The organism is Paraglaciecola sp. 2405UD69-4 (assembly GCF_047525415.1).
Lineage (GTDB): Bacteria > Pseudomonadota > Gammaproteobacteria > Enterobacterales > Alteromonadaceae > Paraglaciecola.
Genome location: NZ_JBLIXM010000001.1, coordinates 1,347,507 through 1,367,632, shown reverse-complemented (window position 1 = coordinate 1,367,632; position 20,126 = coordinate 1,347,507). Strand labels below are relative to the sequence as shown.

16 protein-coding genes are annotated in these 20,126 nt (G+C 39.3%); 9 read left to right on the top strand and 7 right to left on the bottom strand.

Annotated elements, in window-relative coordinates; all coding sequences use genetic code 11:
• The first annotated feature begins 79 nt into the window (after positions 1–79).
• Positions 80–835: an SDR family NAD(P)-dependent oxidoreductase gene (locus ACMUMK_RS06065; protein WP_414700217.1), complete on the top strand. Its 756-nt coding sequence runs from the start codon at positions 80–82 to the stop codon at positions 833–835.
• Between the two features lie 13 nt (positions 836–848).
• On the top strand, positions 849–1,721 hold the full coding sequence (locus tag ACMUMK_RS06060; protein ID WP_414700216.1) for an amidohydrolase family protein: 873 nt from the start codon (positions 849–851) through the stop codon (positions 1,719–1,721).
• Here the strand turns inward: ACMUMK_RS06060 and ACMUMK_RS06055 are convergent, their stop codons facing one another.
• Positions 1,722–2,267 carry a hypothetical protein gene (locus ACMUMK_RS06055; protein ID WP_414700215.1) on the bottom strand — a complete coding sequence of 182 codons (546 nt, stop codon included), beginning with the start codon at positions 2,265–2,267 and terminating at the stop codon, positions 1,722–1,724.
• A 362-nt stretch (positions 2,268–2,629) separates the two neighbouring features.
• Between ACMUMK_RS06055 and ACMUMK_RS06050 the strand changes: the two genes are divergently transcribed.
• Genes ACMUMK_RS06050 through ACMUMK_RS06030 form a run of 5 tightly spaced genes read left to right on the top strand, consistent with a single transcriptional unit; the run spans position 2,630 to position 9,336 of the window.
• On the top strand, positions 2,630–2,956 hold the full coding sequence (locus ACMUMK_RS06050; RefSeq protein ID WP_414700214.1) for a hypothetical protein: 327 nt from the start codon (positions 2,630–2,632) through the stop codon (positions 2,954–2,956).
• 35 nt (positions 2,957–2,991) lie between these two features.
• A complete protein-coding gene (locus ACMUMK_RS06045; RefSeq protein WP_414700213.1) occupies positions 2,992–4,110 on the top strand; it encodes an S-(hydroxymethyl)glutathione dehydrogenase/class III alcohol dehydrogenase in 1,119 nt (372 codons plus the stop codon).
• The gene (fghA, locus tag ACMUMK_RS06040) at positions 4,110–4,979 is read left to right on the top strand and encodes an S-formylglutathione hydrolase (RefSeq protein WP_414700212.1); all 870 of its coding nucleotides are present in this window, start codon (positions 4,110–4,112) and stop codon (positions 4,977–4,979) included. Before ACMUMK_RS06045 ends, fghA begins: the two co-directional genes overlap by 1 nt.
• Entirely contained in the window at positions 4,979–8,338 is a 3,360-nt protein-coding gene (locus ACMUMK_RS06035; RefSeq protein WP_414700211.1) for an MHYT domain-containing protein, read from the top strand. Before fghA ends, ACMUMK_RS06035 begins: the two co-directional genes overlap by 1 nt.
• 8 nt (positions 8,339–8,346) lie before the next feature.
• Positions 8,347–9,336 carry an HD domain-containing phosphohydrolase gene (locus ACMUMK_RS06030; RefSeq protein WP_414700210.1) on the top strand — a complete coding sequence of 330 codons (990 nt, stop codon included), beginning with the start codon at positions 8,347–8,349 and terminating at the stop codon, positions 9,334–9,336.
• A gap of 18 nt (positions 9,337–9,354) precedes the next feature.
• Here the strand turns inward: ACMUMK_RS06030 and ACMUMK_RS06025 are convergent, their stop codons facing one another.
• The 4 genes from ACMUMK_RS06025 to ACMUMK_RS06010 all read right to left on the bottom strand — a co-directional run bounded on the left by ACMUMK_RS06025 (position 9,355) and on the right by ACMUMK_RS06010 (position 14,624).
• Positions 9,355–10,536 carry a hypothetical protein gene (locus ACMUMK_RS06025; protein ID WP_414700209.1) on the bottom strand — a complete coding sequence of 394 codons (1,182 nt, stop codon included), beginning with the start codon at positions 10,534–10,536 and terminating at the stop codon, positions 9,355–9,357.
• 30 nt (positions 10,537–10,566) lie between these two features.
• The gene (locus ACMUMK_RS06020; protein WP_414700208.1) at positions 10,567–11,370 is read right to left on the bottom strand and encodes an outer membrane lipoprotein-sorting protein; all 804 of its coding nucleotides are present in this window, start codon (positions 11,368–11,370) and stop codon (positions 10,567–10,569) included.
• Between the two features lie 11 nt (positions 11,371–11,381).
• On the bottom strand, positions 11,382–13,688 hold the full coding sequence (locus ACMUMK_RS06015; protein WP_414700207.1) for an efflux RND transporter permease subunit: 2,307 nt from the start codon (positions 13,686–13,688) through the stop codon (positions 11,382–11,384).
• 165 nt (positions 13,689–13,853) lie between these two features.
• The gene (locus ACMUMK_RS06010) at positions 13,854–14,624 is read right to left on the bottom strand and encodes a substrate-binding periplasmic protein (RefSeq protein WP_414700206.1); all 771 of its coding nucleotides are present in this window, start codon (positions 14,622–14,624) and stop codon (positions 13,854–13,856) included.
• Between the two features lie 386 nt (positions 14,625–15,010).
• Here ACMUMK_RS06010 and ACMUMK_RS06005 point away from each other — a divergent pair, with 386 nt between their 5' ends.
• A complete protein-coding gene (locus ACMUMK_RS06005; RefSeq protein ID WP_414700205.1) occupies positions 15,011–17,266 on the top strand; it encodes an acyl-CoA dehydrogenase in 2,256 nt (751 codons plus the stop codon).
• A 70-nt stretch (positions 17,267–17,336) separates the two neighbouring features.
• Here ACMUMK_RS06005 and ACMUMK_RS06000 read toward each other — a convergent pair whose 3' ends face one another.
• Positions 17,337–18,716: an MATE family efflux transporter gene (locus tag ACMUMK_RS06000; RefSeq protein ID WP_414700204.1), complete on the bottom strand. Its 1,380-nt coding sequence runs from the start codon at positions 18,714–18,716 to the stop codon at positions 17,337–17,339.
• Positions 18,709–19,275 (bottom strand): DUF2239 family protein, encoded by a 567-nt coding sequence (locus tag ACMUMK_RS05995; protein WP_414700203.1) that lies wholly within the window; start codon positions 19,273–19,275, stop codon positions 18,709–18,711. Before ACMUMK_RS05995 ends, ACMUMK_RS06000 begins: the two co-directional genes overlap by 8 nt.
• A 197-nt stretch (positions 19,276–19,472) precedes the next feature.
• Between ACMUMK_RS05995 and ACMUMK_RS05990 the strand changes: the two genes are divergently transcribed.
• Complete coding sequence (locus ACMUMK_RS05990) at positions 19,473–20,126, top strand: GntR family transcriptional regulator (protein ID WP_414700202.1); 654 nt, start codon at positions 19,473–19,475, stop codon at positions 20,124–20,126.

The following is a 20,126-nucleotide window of genomic DNA, read 5'->3' as shown; positions in this document are numbered from 1 at the left end:
CGTTGTAATGCTTAAAACACATCTTTACACTTAGCTGATTTACTTCAACAGAATCACTTTAATAAGATAGCCACCCCATATGAAAAACAAAACAAATCAGAAAGTATGTATAGTCACAGGCGGCAGCTATGGCATTGGTGAAGCAATTTGCCATAAGTTTTCACAACACCACTACCTAGTAGTTAATTTAGATATACAAGCGAACCCAAATCAATCATCCAATGTTCAGTGGGTAAAGTGCGATATGTCTAACCCAGAAGAAATCAAAGTAAACATCCAAGATATACTCAATCAATATGGCAGAGTTGACACCCTGATATCCAATGCCGGCGTTCATTTTTCAGGAAACATAGAGCAAACAAGTGAAGAGGATTTTGAGCGCGTTTTTTCACTCAATGTGAAAGGAGCTATCACTGCCACTAAAGCAATTTTACCCACAATGAAACAACAAAATTCTGGGGTAATCTTATACATGGCGTCTGACCAGGCCTTAATCGCAAAGAAGAATTCCTTCGCCTACAACTTAAGTAAGACCGCTTTAGCATCAATTGCAAAAACCACTGCGCTAGATTATGCCGCCTTTAATATTAGAGCTAACGCAATTTGTCCTGGTACCATAGAGACTCCTTTGTATCACAATGCGATTCAAAGTTATGTGGATAAATCTGGCGCGGATATTAATCAAGTTCACCAAGAAGAGGCAGCTCTGCAACCTTTAGGAAGGTTAGGAAAAGCCAGTGAAGTAGCTGCTTTAACCTATTTTTTAGCTTCTGATGAAGCGGCATTTATAACAGGAAGCTTACAATCTATTGATGGTGGTTACACCACACAATAGCCTTGATTTCATTATGACTACCTCCACAATAAAGATCATTGATCCCCACTTACATTTATTTAATTTAAATGAAGGTAAATATGATTGGTTGAAAAAGCAAAGTCCTCCTTTTTGGCCGGATAAAGAAAAAATTAATCGAAATTTTACTGAAGCCGATTTACAGCTCACAAAGCCATTAACGTTAGCAGGATTTGTGCACATTGAAGCGGGCTTCGATAATCAGCAGCCATGGCGTGAAATAGACTGGCTAGAGCAAAATTGTAGTCTGACATTCAAGAGCGTTGCTTTCGCAGACATTAGTGCAATGACATTTTCTAACCACATAGAGCAATTAATTCAGCGCCAATCTGTGGTAGGAATACGAGATATATTGGATGACAGAGCTAGTGAGGTTTTAAGCTTAGATAGTCTTAAAAGGCATTTTTCTCTCTTGGAGCAACACAGCCTTAGCTTTGATGCACAACTGTCTTTACAAGATACCCAGTCAATACGAAAGCTCATAAAGCATGCTAAAGAACACCCTAGATTAAAGATAATCATCAATCACTGTGGCTGGCCATTAGATGCCAATACCTCATCGGCACGTAAAAACTGGCAATCCAATTTAGAGGCGTTATCCCAATGCGAGAATGTAGCAATTAAGCTATCAGGCTGGGAAATGTCAGACCGAAACTGGGAAATCCCTCAAGTCACAGGCCTAATACTAGAGTGTTTGCAAGTATTTGGAGAAAAAAGGGTCATGCTGGCGAGTAACTTTCCCCTTTGTACATTTAGCCACTCTTATAATGAATTATGGCAAGCCTATAGCCATTTAGAGGACGTATCAAAGGAGTGTTACACAAATATTAGCTTCACCAATGCTTTTAGTTGGTACCAGTTTGGCTAACTAAAAATTATATCTTAAACCAATAGATAGAGCAGACATCTCAAGATCGTTTTGCCCCTTTATATACTCTGCCTCTGTGCGAATAAGTGTTCTTGCTCCTATGAAGAAATCAAACCCTAAACCAAGGACAGCAGCTGCACCACCTTCGTTATAATCACACAAGTTTGCGCTGCCATAATTTTCAACTTCTATTGCGATGGCTTTACCTAGGCTACATTCTTGGGAGGCCTCTTGTATAAATTGTCCTCTGATATCGGTTTTCAATACACCTAAACGATAAAACAATTCCCCATGGTGATTAGATGCTTTTCCAAGAAAAGCTAAAAATAATGCATCCCCTTGTTTAACACTTCTACCTTTAATTACATCGCTTTCGGTTGGTAATGCAGAGGTATATAGATCGTCGTATCCTAATTGTTGGTACCCAGCCTCAACGTACCACTTGCGGTGAAACTCATATCCCAAAGCAATTTTATAGGTTAGGTTTTGGCTCTCATCTTGAGCGACTTCTAGCTCGCTTACCCCCAAAGAAAAAATGCTATACATCCTTTTTGCTGCCACTTCTTGGCTACAAAAAATTAGTCCCAAAGTTAAAAACACCAACCTTTTTATCATTACTCATTAGCTCGAATACCCCTTATTATTTATACCATACTACATTTGTTATAAGCTTCAAAACTGAAGGCTTAATAGCCGGGAAGTTATAGGATTTGCTAAGTATGTATAGTTAAATACTTCAAAAGTACAATCCATAAGTTGATAAGTTTAACCATGATATTTAGTATACAAATCAATAATATATAAAACTAAAATAGAGAGGGCTCGATTAGGTGATAAAAGTAACCATTACCCTAATATCAATACTAATATTTTGCTCTTCTTGTGCAGTTGGAACAGCTCCCCCGATAATGACAGATGAAAAATTTGAAAGTCGCGTTAATGAAAAGGGAAAAACTGAATTTGTATACGGTATTTCATGGGAAAACACTTCCCAAGAGTCCCTGCTACGCAAAGGTAGAATGGAGATAGACAGGCCCAGCAATGATAGGTTTGCATCAGACAACCAAAGATTATCAATTCAAGCTAATAACCAAACTAAATTAGACTTAGAAGACCGAGCTGCCGCAGCACTCAAGGTAAAACTAGAAAAAGAACAGTTATGTAAAAAAGGCTACGACATTAGTAATGTTGTATGGAAAGCAGACAATATCCGTTTACTCGGGTATTGTTTTTAATTACAAATATATAATTTTTTATAAGTAGACATTAAATGCAAAGTATTAAAACTCGCGCAGCAGTTGCTTGGGCAGCAAACCAACCATTGACCATTGAAGAAGTGGATCTAGCTCCACCTCAAAAAGGCGAAGTACTCGTTAAAATAGTTGCCACTGGAGTTTGCCATACCGATGCCTACACCCTATCAGGAGATGATCCAGAAGGTTTATTCCCAGCAATATTAGGCCATGAGGGAGCGGGGATTGTTCAAGCTATTGGTGAAGGCGTAACCTCAGTTGAGGTTGGCGACCATGTTATTCCACTGTACACCCCAGAATGTGGCCAATGTAAATTTTGTTTATCAGGAAAAACCAATTTGTGCCAAGCTATTCGCTCTACACAAGGCAATGGTGTAATGCCTGATGGCACCAGTCGATTTTCCATTAACGGCCAACCAATTTATCACTATATGGGGACTTCTACCTTTGCTGAACATACTGTTGTTCCTGAAATAGCTCTCGCTAAAATCCCCAAAGAAGCACCATTAGAAAAAGTATGTTTACTAGGCTGTGGCGTTACCACTGGGATGGGAGCTGTCACTAATGCAGCTAAAGTAAAAGAAGGCGACACGGTAGCTGTATTTGGGCTAGGAGGCATTGGTCTTTCGGTACTAATTGGAGCCAAGATGGCAAAGGCAGGTCGCATTATTGCCATTGATGTCAACGAAGATAAGTTCGACATAGCTAAAAAGCTAGGGGCAACAGACGTAGTAAACCCTAAGAGGTTTGATTCATCTATTCAAGAAGTCATAGTAGATATGACAGAAGGTGGCGTTGACTATTCCTTCGAGTGCATTGGTAATGTTGATGTTATGCGCTCAGCACTTGAATGTTGTCACAAGGGTTGGGGCGAGTCTGTGATTATAGGCGTAGCTGGCTCAGGGCAAGAGATATCTACACGCCCATTTCAATTAGTGACTGGCCGAGTATGGCGAGGCACAGCATTTGGCGGAGTAAAAGGTCGCAGTCAATTACCAGATTATGTTCAAAGATATATGGACGGTGAATTTGAACTTGATACCTTCATTACCCATACCATGCCCCTTGAAGACATTAATTCAGCCTTTGACCTAATGCACGAGGGCAAATCTATTCGTAGTGTGGTGCATTTTTAATGACAGCAATAACAGAATTAGCTGAGCTGAGTGCCAACAAATGTTTTGGTGGCACTCAAAAACAATTTAGTCACCGTTCAAAAGTACTGAATTGCGAAATGAAATTTAGTGTATTTATCCCACCAAGGTTAACACCTGATCAGAAAATGCCAGTTCTATACTGGTTAAGTGGTTTAACTTGCACTGATGAGAACTTTGCGACGAAAGCCGGAGCACAAAGAGTCGCCGCTAAATTAGGCATAATGCTAGTAATGCCAGATACAAGCCCTAGAGGTGAAACCATACCCGACGCTGCCGATGGTGCTTATGATTTAGGCTTAGGTGCAGGTTTTTATGTTAATGCAACAGAGCAGCCTTGGCAGGAAAATTATCAAATGTATGACTACATTGTTGATGAACTACCAAGTCTAATTAAAAAAGAATTTAAGGTAAAAGCCAAAGCTGCCATTGCAGGTCACTCAATGGGCGGGCATGGAGCTCTAATTATAGCCTTATCAAATATGAAACAATATTGTTCTGTCTCTGCATTTGCACCTATTGTTAATCCAAGCGAATGTCAATGGGGACAAAAAGCCTTTAAACATTATCTTGGAAGTAACACTCAGGACTGGGAGGCATACGATAGCTGTGCATTAATGCGCCAACAAGGAAGCTTTTTACATATTCCCATCTTGATTGATCAAGGACTTGATGACAATTTCTTTCATACCCAAAAGCTAACCAGCCCCTTAGAGCAAGTAGCCAAGGATATAAATTACAAAGCACAGTTTCGTTATCACGCTGGTTATGATCATAGTTATTTCTTTATAGCTAGCTTCATAGAAGAACACCTGTCCTTTCACGCGGAACACCTCAATAAGAACAATTAATGAATTATATTTTGAATTTATTCGACTACTCCTCAACGAGTTTACTTTTAGTAGGTGACTTCAATCTTGGTTTAGTCGTTTTATCATTAGTCATAGCCACCTTTTCTTCTTTTATGGCTTTTCAGGTGGCTCAGCAGGCAACCACCACTCTTTCAAGTTTTCGTAAACAAGCATCTTTGCTTGTGGGCAGCCTAACGTTAGGTGGCGGTGTATGGTCTATGCATTTCATCGGCATGTTAGCCTTTGAATTATGTACAGACGTCAGTTACAACTGGGAGTTAACTTTATTATCCCTCGTCCCCTCAATAGCCGCGTCTTGGGTAGCCTTAAACGTATTAATTCTTCCTAAAATGTCCTTATCTCAGCTAATTATTGGTGGGGTTCTAATGGGGTTAGGCATAGGCACTATGCACTATTTAGGTATGGCAGCCATGGAAATGGCCCCCTTGTTGCGCTATGACATCACCATTTTCAGTATCTCGATTGGCGTTGCTGTCGTGTTAGCTATTTTGTCTCTTTGGACTAAGTTTGGATTAAGAAATACCTTCCTTGCCAGTAAACATTCAATGTTTACAGACATAATTTCTAGTTTAATCATGGGACTAGCGATATATGGCATGCATTATACTGGTATGGCGGCGGCTCGTTTTGTGATGCCAGAAGGGATAGAAACATCAAGCCAAACCAGTGACATCTCGTTATATTTAGCCTTGACCATTAGCATAATCACAGTCTTTATCATCTCTATTGTATTGGCCATAAATGTGGTGTTTCGTTACAAAGACATTTCAGCAGCATCTAAGCTAAATGAACAAAAGCTACTTGCAACTATGGATACGGCAATAGATGGCATAGTCACCATTAATGAAGCAGGAGTTATTGAAAGTGTAAATAAGGCTGTGGAGTCTCTTCTTGGATGGACACCCGAAGAAATCATTGGCAAAAATGTAAAAGTACTGGTTCCTGACTCTATCAAACCCCAGCATGACAACTTTATTAAGCAGTATTTACGAACTAAAGATGCAAACATAATTGGGCAAGGCAGAGATGTAGAAGCCTTAACTAAAGATGGAGAGTTAATTCCAATTCGCTTAGGAATTGGTCATGCAGAGTTTAATGGTAAACATTTGTTTGTTGGCTTTATTTCAGACTTAAGAGATAGAGTTAAAATGGAGTCAGCCTTAGTAGCAAGCGAAGCTAAACTGCGCTCTTTAATGAGTAATATTCCAGGGATAGTGTACCGCGCAAAATGTGAAGATGACTGGCCTCATATATTCATGAGTGAAGAGGTGGAGAATATCGTTGGGTATCCCTATAAAGACTTCATACTGCCAAATATAAAACGTAATTTGTCAGACTTTATTCATCCTGAAGACTTGGAGAGAATAGCCGACACAGATCTAACAGCTCCAGGAGGTTTTAACCTAGAATTTCGTTTAATCGACCGCTATGGCACCACTAAATGGATGCTTGGGCATGGCAGAATATCTAAAAACAATATCAATGGAGAGGAATTTATTGATGGTTTTATTATGGATATCAGTGACAGAAAAGAAATGGAAGTAGCTTTACTTAACGAGAAAGTAAAAGCCGAACAAGCAGTCGCTACTCGCTCAGCTTTCCTAGCAAATATGAGCCATGAAATACGTACTCCTATGAATGCCATCATAGGTTTCAGTGACATACTACTTGAAACCAACTTAAACGATGATCAAAACAAGCATTTAAAAACAATCAACCAATCTGCAAAATCGCTGCTACACATATTAAATGATATTTTAGATAGTGCTAAATTAGAGAAAGGTAAGTTTCAATTAGAATATAGAGACTTTTCCTTAATCGAAGAAATAGACGCAGTAGTTTCGACCTTGTGGCTTCAAGCCAACAATAAAGGCGTACCAATTAAGCTGGACATCGCTCCTAATATTAATGGCATATTTAATGGCGTCCCAGATAGGCTAAGACAAGTTCTCACTAATCTATTGGGCAATGCTGTGAAGTTTACCTCTGTGGGTGAAATTTTAATTACGGTAAAACAACTCGATGCTCAAAAGTTTACTTTTTGCATAAAAGATACCGGCATAGGGATGAGCCCTAAACAGCTAAAATCAGTGTTTGACGCATTCTCTCAAGCAGATGAGTCAATGAGCCGACGCTTCGGTGGAACCGGATTAGGTACAACTATTAGTAAACAACTAGTCGAGCTTATGGGTGGGGAAATTCGTGTTGAAAGTGAAATTGATGTGGGCACGACCTTTTGCTTTGATATTCCATTAACTAAAGTTACACACAATGAAAACTTAGCAGAAACAAAACCTAAAGTAGTAAGCTTGCCTCCCCTCACTGTGTTAGTTGTAGACGATATTGAACAAAACATTGAATTGTTAAACATAGTATTAAAACGAGACGGACATACTACATTCAATGCAAGGGATGGCGAACAAGCTCTGGAACGAATGAAGAGACAAAAGTTCGATCTTGTTTTGATGGATATTCAAATGCCAGTATTAGATGGATTAAGCGCGTCCAAAGCACGAAGAGCCTTTGAAAAAGACAATGGCATAGAGCGTGTTCCAATTATAGCCCTAACCGCCAGCGTACTTCCTGAAGACAAGCTATCTGCCGAACAGGCGGGCATGGAAGGTTTTGCTAATAAACCCATAGATATTATCCAATTGAAAAATGAAATGGCCCGAGTATTAAAACTTGGACACAGTGCTGTAGCAGAGACCAGTAAAGACTTAAGTAGCAATGATAGTATTAATGTTGAAAAAGGTGTCGCACTTTGGGGTTCAAAGGCAGCGCTCTACAAAGAAATACAGTTATTTTCCCAAGCAACCTTAAATGAATTTAAACAGCTACAAGTAATGCCACAAAACGGTTCTTGGGAACAGTTTTTACAAAAAGCCCATAGTCTAAAGGGCTTGTCTGGAAATTTAGCCTTAACGAGTTTAGCAAATTTGATGACAGCTCTTGAAAAATCAGCGATGAGTCAATCTGCGCAGCAAGCTGACACTTTGCTCAAGAAAATACATATTGAGTTAGAAAAGGTATGTAAAATCGTTAAAGTATCAACCAATAAACCCGATGCCTCTAAGAGTCATGATGCTAGCCCTACCTTAAATTTAAATTCCTCTGAGGTTTTAGAGCTACTGACGACAATTGAAGAGCAAGCATCTAGAAATGAGTTTAATGAAGAGTCTCTAGATGCTTTGACAGCGTTAAATTTACAACAACAAGATGAAGTAATGAGTATTGCAGAAGCATTTAACAATTTTGATTTTGAAGAGGCCCAATCCTTAATCAAAGCTCTAAAAGCTAGCGCAGATGAAGAAAATAATGAACAGAATAAAGCTTAGGTATAAATATGTCTGATGATCGCCCTAAATTATTAATCGTAGATGACGAGCCTGTAAACCTTAGAGTGCTTAATCAAACATTAAACGAAAATTACAGACTGACATTTGCGAAAAGCGGCAAAGAAGCCCTCCGTTTAGTGGGTTTAGACAGACCTGATTTAATACTACTTGATGTTATGATGCCTGAAATGACCGGCTACCAAGTATGTGAAACCTTAAAATCCCAAGAAAATACGAAGGCTATTCCCGTTATTTTTGTATCTGCCTTAAATGACAGCTCTGACGAAACTAAAGGGTTTAATGTGGGCGCTGTAGATTACATTACTAAGCCTATTTCACCAGCAGTGGTAAAAGCGAGAGTACGTACGCATTTATCTTTAGTTGATGCTGAGGAATTAAAAAGAACACGCCTACAGGTAATTCAGCGACTTGGAAGAGCATCTGAATACAAAGATAATGAAACCGGCATGCATGTAATGCGTATGAGCCACTACTCTAAAGTGATAGCTTTAGCCTGTGGTTTTTCAGAAAGTGCTGCAGAGAAATTACTCCACGCAGCCCCTATGCATGATATTGGCAAAATAGGTATACCTGACAGCATTATGCTCAAGCCTGATAAGTTGACAGATGAAGAGTTTGCAGTGATGAAACGTCACCCGGAAATAGGCGCAGAAATACTTGGTGAGTCAGACTCTGACCTTATTGACCTGGCCAAAGTGGTTGCCTTAACACACCATGAAAAATGGGATGGTTCAGGATACCCTAAAGGGTTAAAAGGTGAGGAAATCCCCCTAGAAGGACGTATTGTTGCTCTAGCAGATGTATTTGACGCCTTAACCAGTAAGCGCCCTTACAAAGAAGCCTGGCCAGTCGAAAAGGCTATAAACCTGATTCAGGAGCAAAAGAATAAACACTTTGATCCTGAATTAGTTGATTTATTTGTACAAGAATTGCCTGCTATCTTAAAAATTAAGCAGCGTTGGCAAGACGAAGATTAAGGAATATTTAGACAAAACTTAAAAGTAATATTCTAGACTGAGCTGCACGTAATCGTCTCTTCTGAGTAAATACGTCAGCTCTGAAGGCTCATCGCTTGAAAACATCCAAGCATCTACACGCCACTTCCAGTTGTCGTTTATTCTACTAGAAGCCTCTATAAAACCAGAGCGAACACTTGAATACTCTAAGTCTTGAACTATACCCACTAATACCTCAGTGCCATCAATATCATTGAACACAATCCGGCTTCCTAGCATTAAGTCATTCTGAGATTGCGCCAGAAGATCTCGCTCATCGAACTGATACTCCATTAACCAATTGATATCAATGAAACTATCGAATACTTGTACAAATGAATACTCAAAGCCTCCAACAAATGCAGTGGTACTTTGGTCTTGGATTTTACGTTGAACCCCTTCAAATTTAATGGTCCAATCACCCACTAAGGCGAGCAGATCTAACCCTACTTGTTGAAGTAATGGATAAAAAGGAGTAAGGCTAGATTCAGAAAGTTCATTGGTTTCAATTGTAAATAATGGCTCTCTTGAGGTTCCATCAAAATAAGACAGGCCAATATCCCACACTCCAAGTGAATGCTCCCACCGAGCTGCCCAATCCAAATTCTGTTGTTTATCCTCTGACTCATACAAAGCATTATCTGTATCAATAGGCAAAGGCGCACGGAAGCGACCATCTGTACCAGGAAATGTTCGCTCTCTAAAGTAAGGTAAAACATAAAGAGTCGTATTGCCCCATTCCTTGAACAAGGACACAGTAACCATTGGTTGACCCAGTTTGTCTTCACCATCAATGGCTTCAACTAAATCTGTTTGATTAATAATATCAACTAAATGTAAAGATTCAGTCTGTCCCCAAAACACCTTACCAACACCAGCTTGTAGTTCCCAATCGGATCCAGCATGGGTCCATTTTAGCTCGCGTATATCTAAATGGGAGCGTTCAGAATCTTGTTGGTCAAACCGAATAAAGCCCTTAAATACAAAGCTATCATCACCATTGTTCAGTGATGTATACAATTCTGGAGAAAAATAACCAGACAAGTTACTTCTTTGTTGCTGCGGATAAATAGCATCTTCGAAAAAATAGCGCTGTTCTATGCCGGCTTCACCATGATACTCAATATCTGCAAAGATCCTCCCCGAAAAAACAACTAAAATAAGTAAAAAAATATTTTTCAATTTATACCCTCAGCCACTCCAACCCCTATTTTATCTAACATTTTTAAGCCTTGCCTCATCAAAGTCACTGTCGTTAAGCCCTACGCCAAATTCTAGACTGTGGGTGACTAACTCAGTACTTTTGCCATTTTGCTCATTAAACATCTCCATTCTCATTGGGCGCCAATATTTGCCTAAATATAATTTATAATCATGCATAACAAGCTCTTTTAATAAGCTTTTCTTACGGTCATAGGACTCCACCTTTAGCACTCTGTAGTGCTCTTTATCTACCCAAACCACTTGTTTGGTATATCCCGAATACTTATCTAAGGGGATTTGCTCTACGACAAAAGTGTCTTGCCCATTAAAGCTATCTTCTCTTAACAACTTAAAGCTATACTTTTCAACCTCAAAAGAACTCATATCTTCATAGGCAAACTCACTCCCCATAAATGGGCCCGATTTATTTTTAGAGCGTATCCGTGTTACTCGCTTACGTTTCGGTAAAAATATCCACTGTTCATCGGGTTCAATGGCATGTGAGAAGCTTAAAAACGCAGTACCTTTTACGTCTAAAGGCTGATCAAAAATAGTTAAGCCTTTATCGCCATCATCTGCTATTTCTAGTGATTTCATGCGCATTTTTCGCTCAACTTCTTGCCCTTGGCCATTTCGTAAAATCATACTGACATTTGCAGTACTATCTCCCCAGCCCAAATCTCTTGCTTTACGCTCTTTGGCAATTGCTAATCCTTTTTCAGCGGCAGTTTGCCCATAAGAATAAGAAAGTGGCAAAAACAACAAAAATATAAGTAAAAAAGTTTGCCTAATACTAATTTGAAAATCAGTCATGGATAAAATCCTTATGAAAATTTTGAAGCGCTACTTTTATCTTTTTTACTATCAAACACCATGATAAAAGCAGGCAGAAATAAAAAATCGACAGCTAAGGCGACCACTATAATAATACTTGTCAACAAGCCCATTTCAGAATTGATAGCAAAGGAAGACAAAGTCAAAACTGAGAACCCTGCCGCCAAAACTAATGTAGTTATCCATAACGCTTTTCCTACACTGGCAAAGGCATACCTAATGCTATTTATGGCATCTTCACCACTTTTACGAGCATAATCATACTTAGTTAAAAAGTGCACAGTATCGTCAACAATAATGCCTAAGGTCATACTGAGTACCACTGATAAACCTAAGTTTACCTCAGCAGAGTACAAGCCCCAAATCCCAAATCCTATACAAGCTGGTAAGAGATTAGGTAGTAGACTAATGAGCCCCAAACGCCATGACTTTAATGCAAATATCAATAAACCTGAAATCAATATAAGCGCCACAACAGAGCCTTTTAACATACTTTGCATATTTGCTTCACCAATGTGGGCAAACATCAAGTTTGGACTGCCAGCCGTTAAGGTAAGGTCTGTAGCATTTTCTTCAAACCAGCGTTGTGCGCGGCGCTCAAACTCGGTTATTTCTTTACTTCCGAGATTTTTTATAGTGGTCATAATCCGGGTAGAAGACTTATTCAAATCTAGCTGATTCGTTAAATCTAAACCGTATGGCAATGAAAACTCATACATCAATAAATACTGTGCAGCTAATTCCCGATCATCAGGTAGTGTATAAAACGCCATATCATCGTTATTCATATTTTTATTCAGACGTTTGTAGGTATCCGAAATACTAGAAACATGATCAACTTCAGGCTGCTCTCTTAACCACTCACTAAAACGTTCAACAATTACTAGAATTTCTGGAATATTAATACCTGAGTCAATTCCAGTGCTGATGACATAGTCCACAGTAGACATACCACTTAGGTTTTGTTCTTGAAAATCAGTAGATTGTCTAAATTCGCTTGTTGTATCAAAGTATTCAGTTGGTACATCATTTAACTGATTTTTAAAAGAAAAACCAACCGCCAGTGATGTCACAATTAAGCATAATGGCAAAAGTTTTTTATGATGGCCTATTACCCATTCCCCGAGCTTTTCTATCATACCTAGTTCGTTTGCCTGCTTTGTGGCCTGCTTGATAGGAAGCAACATTATCATTGCCGGTAAAATACTAAGCGAAAACAGACAAGCAAACAGTACCCCTAGAGCGGTTAAATTACCTAAATCAGCCAAAATAGGAACATCAGAGAAGTTCAAGGTTAGAAAACCAATTGCTGTGGTCACACTGGTAATTAAAATTGGCTTCACGTTTAGACGGACACTATATAAAAGTGCCTCTGTCTTATCTTTGCCTTGCCCCATAGAAAACATCATAGTAGCTATAATATGGATACAATCTGCTACGGCTAACGTCATAACAATAGTAGGCACATTTACAGTCGCAGTACTTAAAAATAGGCCAAACCATCCTGCCAAACCCATTGTAGACACTATACTGGCAGTTATGACGATAAGTGTTGCAAAGGTGCCTGAGACTGTTGCTAATAAAACAGCCATAATCAAGAGTATAACTACAAACATTAACGGAATTAGAGTAGTCGCATCTTGTTTAGCTGAATCTGCAAATGCATTATTCATAAAAACAACACCGGTATGATAAAAATCATGATTAGGGTATTTTTGTTTAAATGAATCCGTCATATTCTTTACGAACTCTGCAATAGCAAGCACCTCAGAAGTTTGATCTCCATCGGGTAAATTCACGGTAATATTAATAGAAGTCACTTGGGAATTTTCGGAGACTGTACGCACAAGTAAATTAGGCTCTTGTAGCGCAATATTTCGGACTTTTTCAATTTCACTATCAGAAATACTGGCAGGCTCTAAAACCAAATCATCAACTAACAAATCGTCGTATTCTGCCCATGTATGCTGAAAATTAGTAAGCGAATCAACTCGTGTTGACATGGGTGTCTGCCAAGCTTCTTCGGTCAACTCTTGAATTAATATTAGTGTTTCTTTAGTAAATACATCACCGGACTTAGGGGCAATAATGATACTTGCGTTATCATTTTTACTAAAAATGTTCTGCATGTTTTCAAATGCTACTCGCTGAGGGTTTTCATCCTCAAAGAACACCTTGTAATCCCCTCTAAAATATAAATTTTTAGCCCCCAATGCCGAAGCGACGATAACTAAAAAACCAAGTATCAAAACTAGTTTTGGGTGAGTAATGGGGATATTTAACCAAGAGCTTTTCACTTAACATGCAACCTATTTTTGTAATTAAGGGAAATAAGATGATAGTAGAACACATACATATAGGGGCTTATAATCACTGCGAGGAGGCGAACTGAGCCTACTTGCATCACCTACAATACTAAACATAGTTATCTAAGTCTTTCAATAGACTATAGATTTCCAAATTTAATTAAGGGTATTGTATTGGCTGTATTGGTACTTATCAAACAACTTAGCCTGCCACTTTTGATAGTCATCTGTTAAAAATATTCTATTAATATCACTAACAGTTGCTAGATGTTTAGATTTTTTTGATAAAGAGATATGTAAGTCACCTATAACTATTGGCTTAGGTAAATCTGTGATTCTACTCTGTAAATTGTGTTTAGTTATGAAGTCTTTGCCCGACTCACGGCTAAATATAAATGCCTCAACTCGTCCCAACAAGAGCATTTTAAACAATTTGGAATAATCTTCTACAACCACTAATATGGCATGTCTGCTCAGGTAGTTATCAACTTCATCCCCAAAGCTTACGCCTCTAACTTTACCTATAATTAACCCATTTAAATCAGCTAGGCTTTGATGGCCAATTTTCGAGTCAGCTTTTATAAATAGCGCATTTTCGTTAGAGGCAATAGGATGAGGCATAAACACAGAATACTCAGTTCTAGTAAAGTTTTTAAAAGAACAAATATTCATATCTACTGCCCCATTCTCAATAAGTTTTTGGCAACGCTTCCATGGGCCTATATAGGTTAGGTCTACCTCGTACCCAATCCTTCGATATAACTCCGTAGCTATGTCAGCACAAAGCCCAACAATTTTATCACTTTGTAAAGAATTCCAGGGAGCATAGTCATGATGGCCGCATGCCTTAATTACCTCATTACTGGCTAAGGCAATCTGACTAAAAATAATGTTACTTAATAGCAAGAACACTAGACGACGACACATGTTAGCTACTCTCTTTTAATCTGTAGTTTAGTTTGTAACTAATCGCCGTAATTCGGTCAACCAGCGTTTAGGAAGCTTGCGTCCCTACTTTCAAAAATTTCTACCAAAGATACCGTCCATATGTCAGCAAATAGAACCATAGCAGATTTTTTACCACTGGAAAATATGACTCATATTCCCACAGAAACTTTAAAGCACAATAGATAATGAGCTTAGTCAATCTGATAAATAAACTTCGCCAACCATAAAGAATTGTTTCCCCTATTTGTTATCTGACATCTAAATATTTAAGACGCCAACAAAAATAAAATCTTTAAAGAATTTTGATCTTTTTTCTGAAATCAGTATTATAACACTTAACTGGTCAGATGAGCGGATGAGACAAAATGAGTATTAGAACAAGCCTTAAAAAAGTATTACCTCCAATTTCAATTACCGAACAAGAAGCGTTAGAAGCTGGTGACGTTTGGTTAGATGCTTCGATTTATCAGGGTAAACCTGACATGCAAGCATTAAGAAGTATTCCTTCGGCTAAATTAAGTGCAGAAGAACAAGCATTTTTAGATGGCCCTGTTCAACAAGTGCTAGAAATGGTCGATGACTTTGCCTTACAAAGTGAAAAACATATCCCACAAGAGATTTTAGACTTTTTGTCTATTAACAAGTTTTTCGCGTTGATCATTCCCAAAAAGTTCGGTGGATTAGAATTTACTCCTTTCGCCAACTCAACCATAGTTGCCACTCTTGCTACTAAAAGCGGAGCTTTAGCTGTTACTGTTATGGTGCCAAATTCACTAGGTCCTGGTGAATTACTCATGCATTACGGCACACCTGAGCAACAAAACCATTACCTACCAAGATTAGCGATAGGCCAAGACATTCCTTGCTTTGCTTTAACTAGTCCAGAAGCAGGATCAGACGCAGGTGCGATCCCAGACGCGGCGATTGTGACTAAAGGAATGTGGGAAGGTGAAGAAGTTATAGGTTTACGAGTTTCATGGGATAAGCGATATATCACACTTGCCCCTATCGCCACTGTGTTAGGTTTAGCATTTAAAGTATTTGATACTGACGGTTTATTAGGTGATCAAGTTGAGCTAGGTATTACCTGTGCCCTTATTCCTAAATCTCATCCTGGAGTGGAGCTAGGCAACCGTCACGACCCTATGGGTGTGAAGTTTTATAATGGTACCACCCGTGGGCAAGACGTTTTTATTCCAATGGACTTTATCATTGGCGGACAAAAGAACATTGGCCGCGGCTGGCAAATGCTGGTTGCATGCCTAGGTGCAGGTCGTGGTATATCTTTACCGGCAATGGGCGTAGCTTCAGCGCAAAATGCACTTAAGTCCACAGTTGAATATTCTTTTGTACGTGAGCAGTTTGGTGTACCAATCGGACGTTTTGAAGGTATACAAGAAGAGTTAGCTGATATTGCTGGTAAAACCTTTGTATTAGAAGCCATGCGAGTGCTCACCACCGAAGGTTTAAATTTAGGTTTGAAGCCCGGCGTAGTCACAGCTATGGCGAAGTATCATATGACTGAGCTAGGAAGAGATGTGCTCAACTCTGCTATGGATATTCAAGCTGGTAAAGCCATTCAACGAGGGCCACAAAACACCCTAGCCGGTGGTTATGCAGCCCAACCCATCGGTATAACGGTTGAAGGTGCAAATATCCTTACCCGTAGCTTGATGATTTTTGGTCAAGGGACCATGCGCTGTCATCCTCACTTAAAAGAAATGGTTGATTTAATTCATAGTGAAGATAAAGATGCCGATGCTCAATTCAACAAAGTATTGGGTAAAACCGTGAGCTTCAGTGTTAAAAATGCACTACGCAGCTTAACCAAGAGCTACCTACCATTTACCAGAGGTGCAGAGTCTGCTTTCCCTGAGGTGCGTAAGTACGAGAAGCGAATGAACTCGCTGGCTGCAAAACTAGCTCCTATGGCAGATTTATCCCTTTTAGTGTTAGGAGGCGATTTGAAGAAAGCTGAAATGCTATCTGCGCGCCTAGGTGATGTGATGAGCTATTTGTACGCTGCTATGGCAGTGGTTCGCTTTTATGAGCAAAGAGTCGAAAGTCGTCACCAAGCACTACCTTACTTTGAATACGCTATTCAGTGGTGTCTAAATAAAGGTGAAACTGCACTAAATGACTTTATTGCAAACTTCCCGAATACACCAGTAAGAGGTTTAATGAGGTTATTGACGAACACTTATACTTCGTCTGTCAAAGGTATTTCAGATGATCTTAAAAGAAAATTATCTACTGCCTCTATGCAAGATTCGAGCATAAAAGCTCAGCTAACCCACTTGGTAAAAGTGATTCCTGGTGATGGCAATGACATAAACGAGCAAGCCTTTAAAGCCAAGCACGCCGTTATGCCACAGCTTAAGAAAATACAAAAGGCACTTCGTAAAGTTCCCGTTGTACCTTTCATATCATTCGAAAACGCTATCGGTAAACTGCAAGCAGCTGGTGAATTAACAGCTGAAGAAGTTGCCTTGGTGCTGGATTACAATGAGAAACGCAAAGTGGCAATTCGTGTAGATGAGTTTACCTTTGATCTAGAGTTACTTGATAAAAACCTAGAGCTTGTTGATGAAAAAGACGCAAGTTCAGCAAACGCAGCTTAAAAGTTTGCGGTGATTCAAAAAAGGGGCCTTGATTGTAATCAAGGCCCCTTTTTTATTTAGAACACTCACTTTAAGTGTTTTTAAAAAACAATCCGAATACCCTTTCATCACTACTACTGAGTTTTAAAACACTTAAGGTCAACAACAAAGCTAACATTTCAGTAACTGGTGCTGCATACCAAATACCCCATTCATTAAAGAAAAAAGGCAAAATAAAAATTAAAGGTAATGAAAAAGCATAGGTCTTAGTAACGCCTAAAATCCCAGCTCGTTTAGCATCACCTATAGCCTGAAAAAACATACTAAGCATCATCTGGGGCCCCATTAAAAACAGCCCTAAGGTAGTAAATGGAAAAATACGCGCCACTTCATTTACGACATAAGGATCGGTTACAAATAACGAGCCTAAATCTTTGTAAAATACTAAGCCTATTAGCTGTAAAACCACGCAGTAAATAAACGAGACAACTAGCGCAATTTTTATACTGGTGTTCACTCTAGTCAGGGCATTTGCACCAAAGTTATTTCCCACGATAGCTTGAAAAGCCATACTCAACCCCAAGAGCGGCAAAAATATAAAGGTCATTAAACGGGTTATAATCCCATAGGCTCCCACTGTTGCTTCGTAATTGCCTGCGTCCCACACCTGCAAATTATACAATATGGCCCCAGAAGATAATGCTAAGCCAATGTAGTTCAAGCTAGATGGTGCACCTAAAGACAAAAATGTCGACCAATGTTGTCGAGACCGCGAAAACTGCACAACTTGTAACTTAATACCTCGAGACTGATATTTTCGATAAATGAAAATCACCAATAAAGACGTCACCTGAGCTAGCACTGTACCGTATGCTGAACCCGCCACTCCCCAATGTAGTTTAACTATCAATACGTAATTAAACAGAGCATTTAACAGCACAGAGGCTAGAGAAATTACTGCCATAAAAGATACATGGCCTTCACACCTTAAACTGTCACCATTGATCCCTAAAACGAACACAAAAGGTGAAAAAAAGACGAGAATAGCCATGTATTCATAACTCATATCAGCAATCACTTGAGAGCCATGACTTACAGATAATGTAAGCACCTTACCACCAGCGGCAAAAAGCAAAATAAGCGCACAACAAACCACTAGAGATAGGGTGATGGCCTGGGAAAAGGTTTCAAATGATTGAGACTGCTCGCCAGCTCCCAATTGTCTTGCCATCAAACTAGCAAAGCCATTCGACACTAACGTAGAAAGAGCAACCATCATAATAAAGGCTGGAAACATAGAGGTCACAGCAGTCAGAGCATCAGCCCCCACATAGACACCAAGAAAGTAGGCATCAACCAGAGAGAATGAGCCATTAACTAACATAATTAAGATGATAGGAGCAGCCGTCTTTAAAAACACCCTTGGCAAAGGTGCGTTTAAAAAACTATTGTCATTTTGGGTATCACTCATGAGGATTAGCACCATTATGTAAATCTGCTATGAGATTAAATTTATCTAAAACAAACTCTTTGATCTCTAATGGCCATGATGTAATTGCCGCTTCAAAGCCAACTTTACTGTTTCGGTATAAGGCGCGGCTTGCTTCCTCATAACCGGCTTCGTCACCTAAGAAAGCCATCATAAATTTGTCTAACTGTTGCTGTTTAGTACAAATGATATCTTCCGTTGACGCATTAGATAGAGCCTCATCAACTAAACGTCTCAAAGTGGCAGAAGCTCCCCCTTTTTGGGTTGCTAACCACTCCCAATGTCGAGGCAGCAGGGTGACTTCCTTAGCTTTAACCCCAAGCTTAGGGCGACCGGGTTTATTTACTTTCCCTGTACCTTTAAGGGCATTTTCTAAGACATTTTGAGAATCACCATGCCAACTAAATTCGACCCTACGACAAGTTTCAACTTCAAACACCATAGCTTCTATATCTCGCTCGAGTGCCTTTACCTCTTTAATAATGTGTTCCAGCGAACCTTTAGCTAGCACTGTTTTTCCGTAAATGGCTAGGTATTGCATCTGTAAGCACCTTAATTTGATTAAAACACCAACAATTTTACCCAGATGAAATTAAAAAACAATATTACCCAGATAAAATTAACACCGAGATGTAAACATCCGGACTTAGAGCACGAGCTACTCTTAATGTTGAATTTGAGTTAGCAGTTTTAAATTTAAGCATTGATCTAAATCGTATACGATTATACTATCTATTCATGAGCACAATAAAACAACAAACCCAAACCACCTCAGAGCTAATCGCAGAGCAACTGCGTAACGCTATAATTGTGGGCGATTATCAAAGTGGCCAAGCACTAAAACAAGATGCATTAGCGAAGCAATTTGAAGTCAGTAAAATCCCCGTGCGAGAAGCGCTATACCAATTAAAAAGTGAAGGCTTAGTCACTTTTTTAAACAACAGAGGCTCAATAGTCTCAAAGTTATCAATTAGTGAAGTAGAGCAAATCTACACTATGCGATTAGCGTTAGAAGAAATAGCCCTCAAACGAGCCATACCAAACTTCAAACCTGCCAACAAAATTGCCGCTGAAACAGCACTAAAACTCATAGAGTCTTCTGACAATCCACTGGATTGGGCGGTACTGAACTGGGAATTTCATGCGGGGATCTATCGAGCTGCAGCCATGCCTAAAATGCTTGAAACAATTTCTATGCTGCACAACAACGTGTCGCGATACCTCCTACTTTATTTAAAAGACATGGAATACAACTCAGTGTCACAAGACGAACACTGGGAATTATTAGACGCCTGCAACAGTGGCAACATTCAAGTAGCGACCCAAGTGTTAAAGAAGCACTTATCGGATGCTCTACAACAAACAATACAATTTATGAAGCAGAGAGACTAA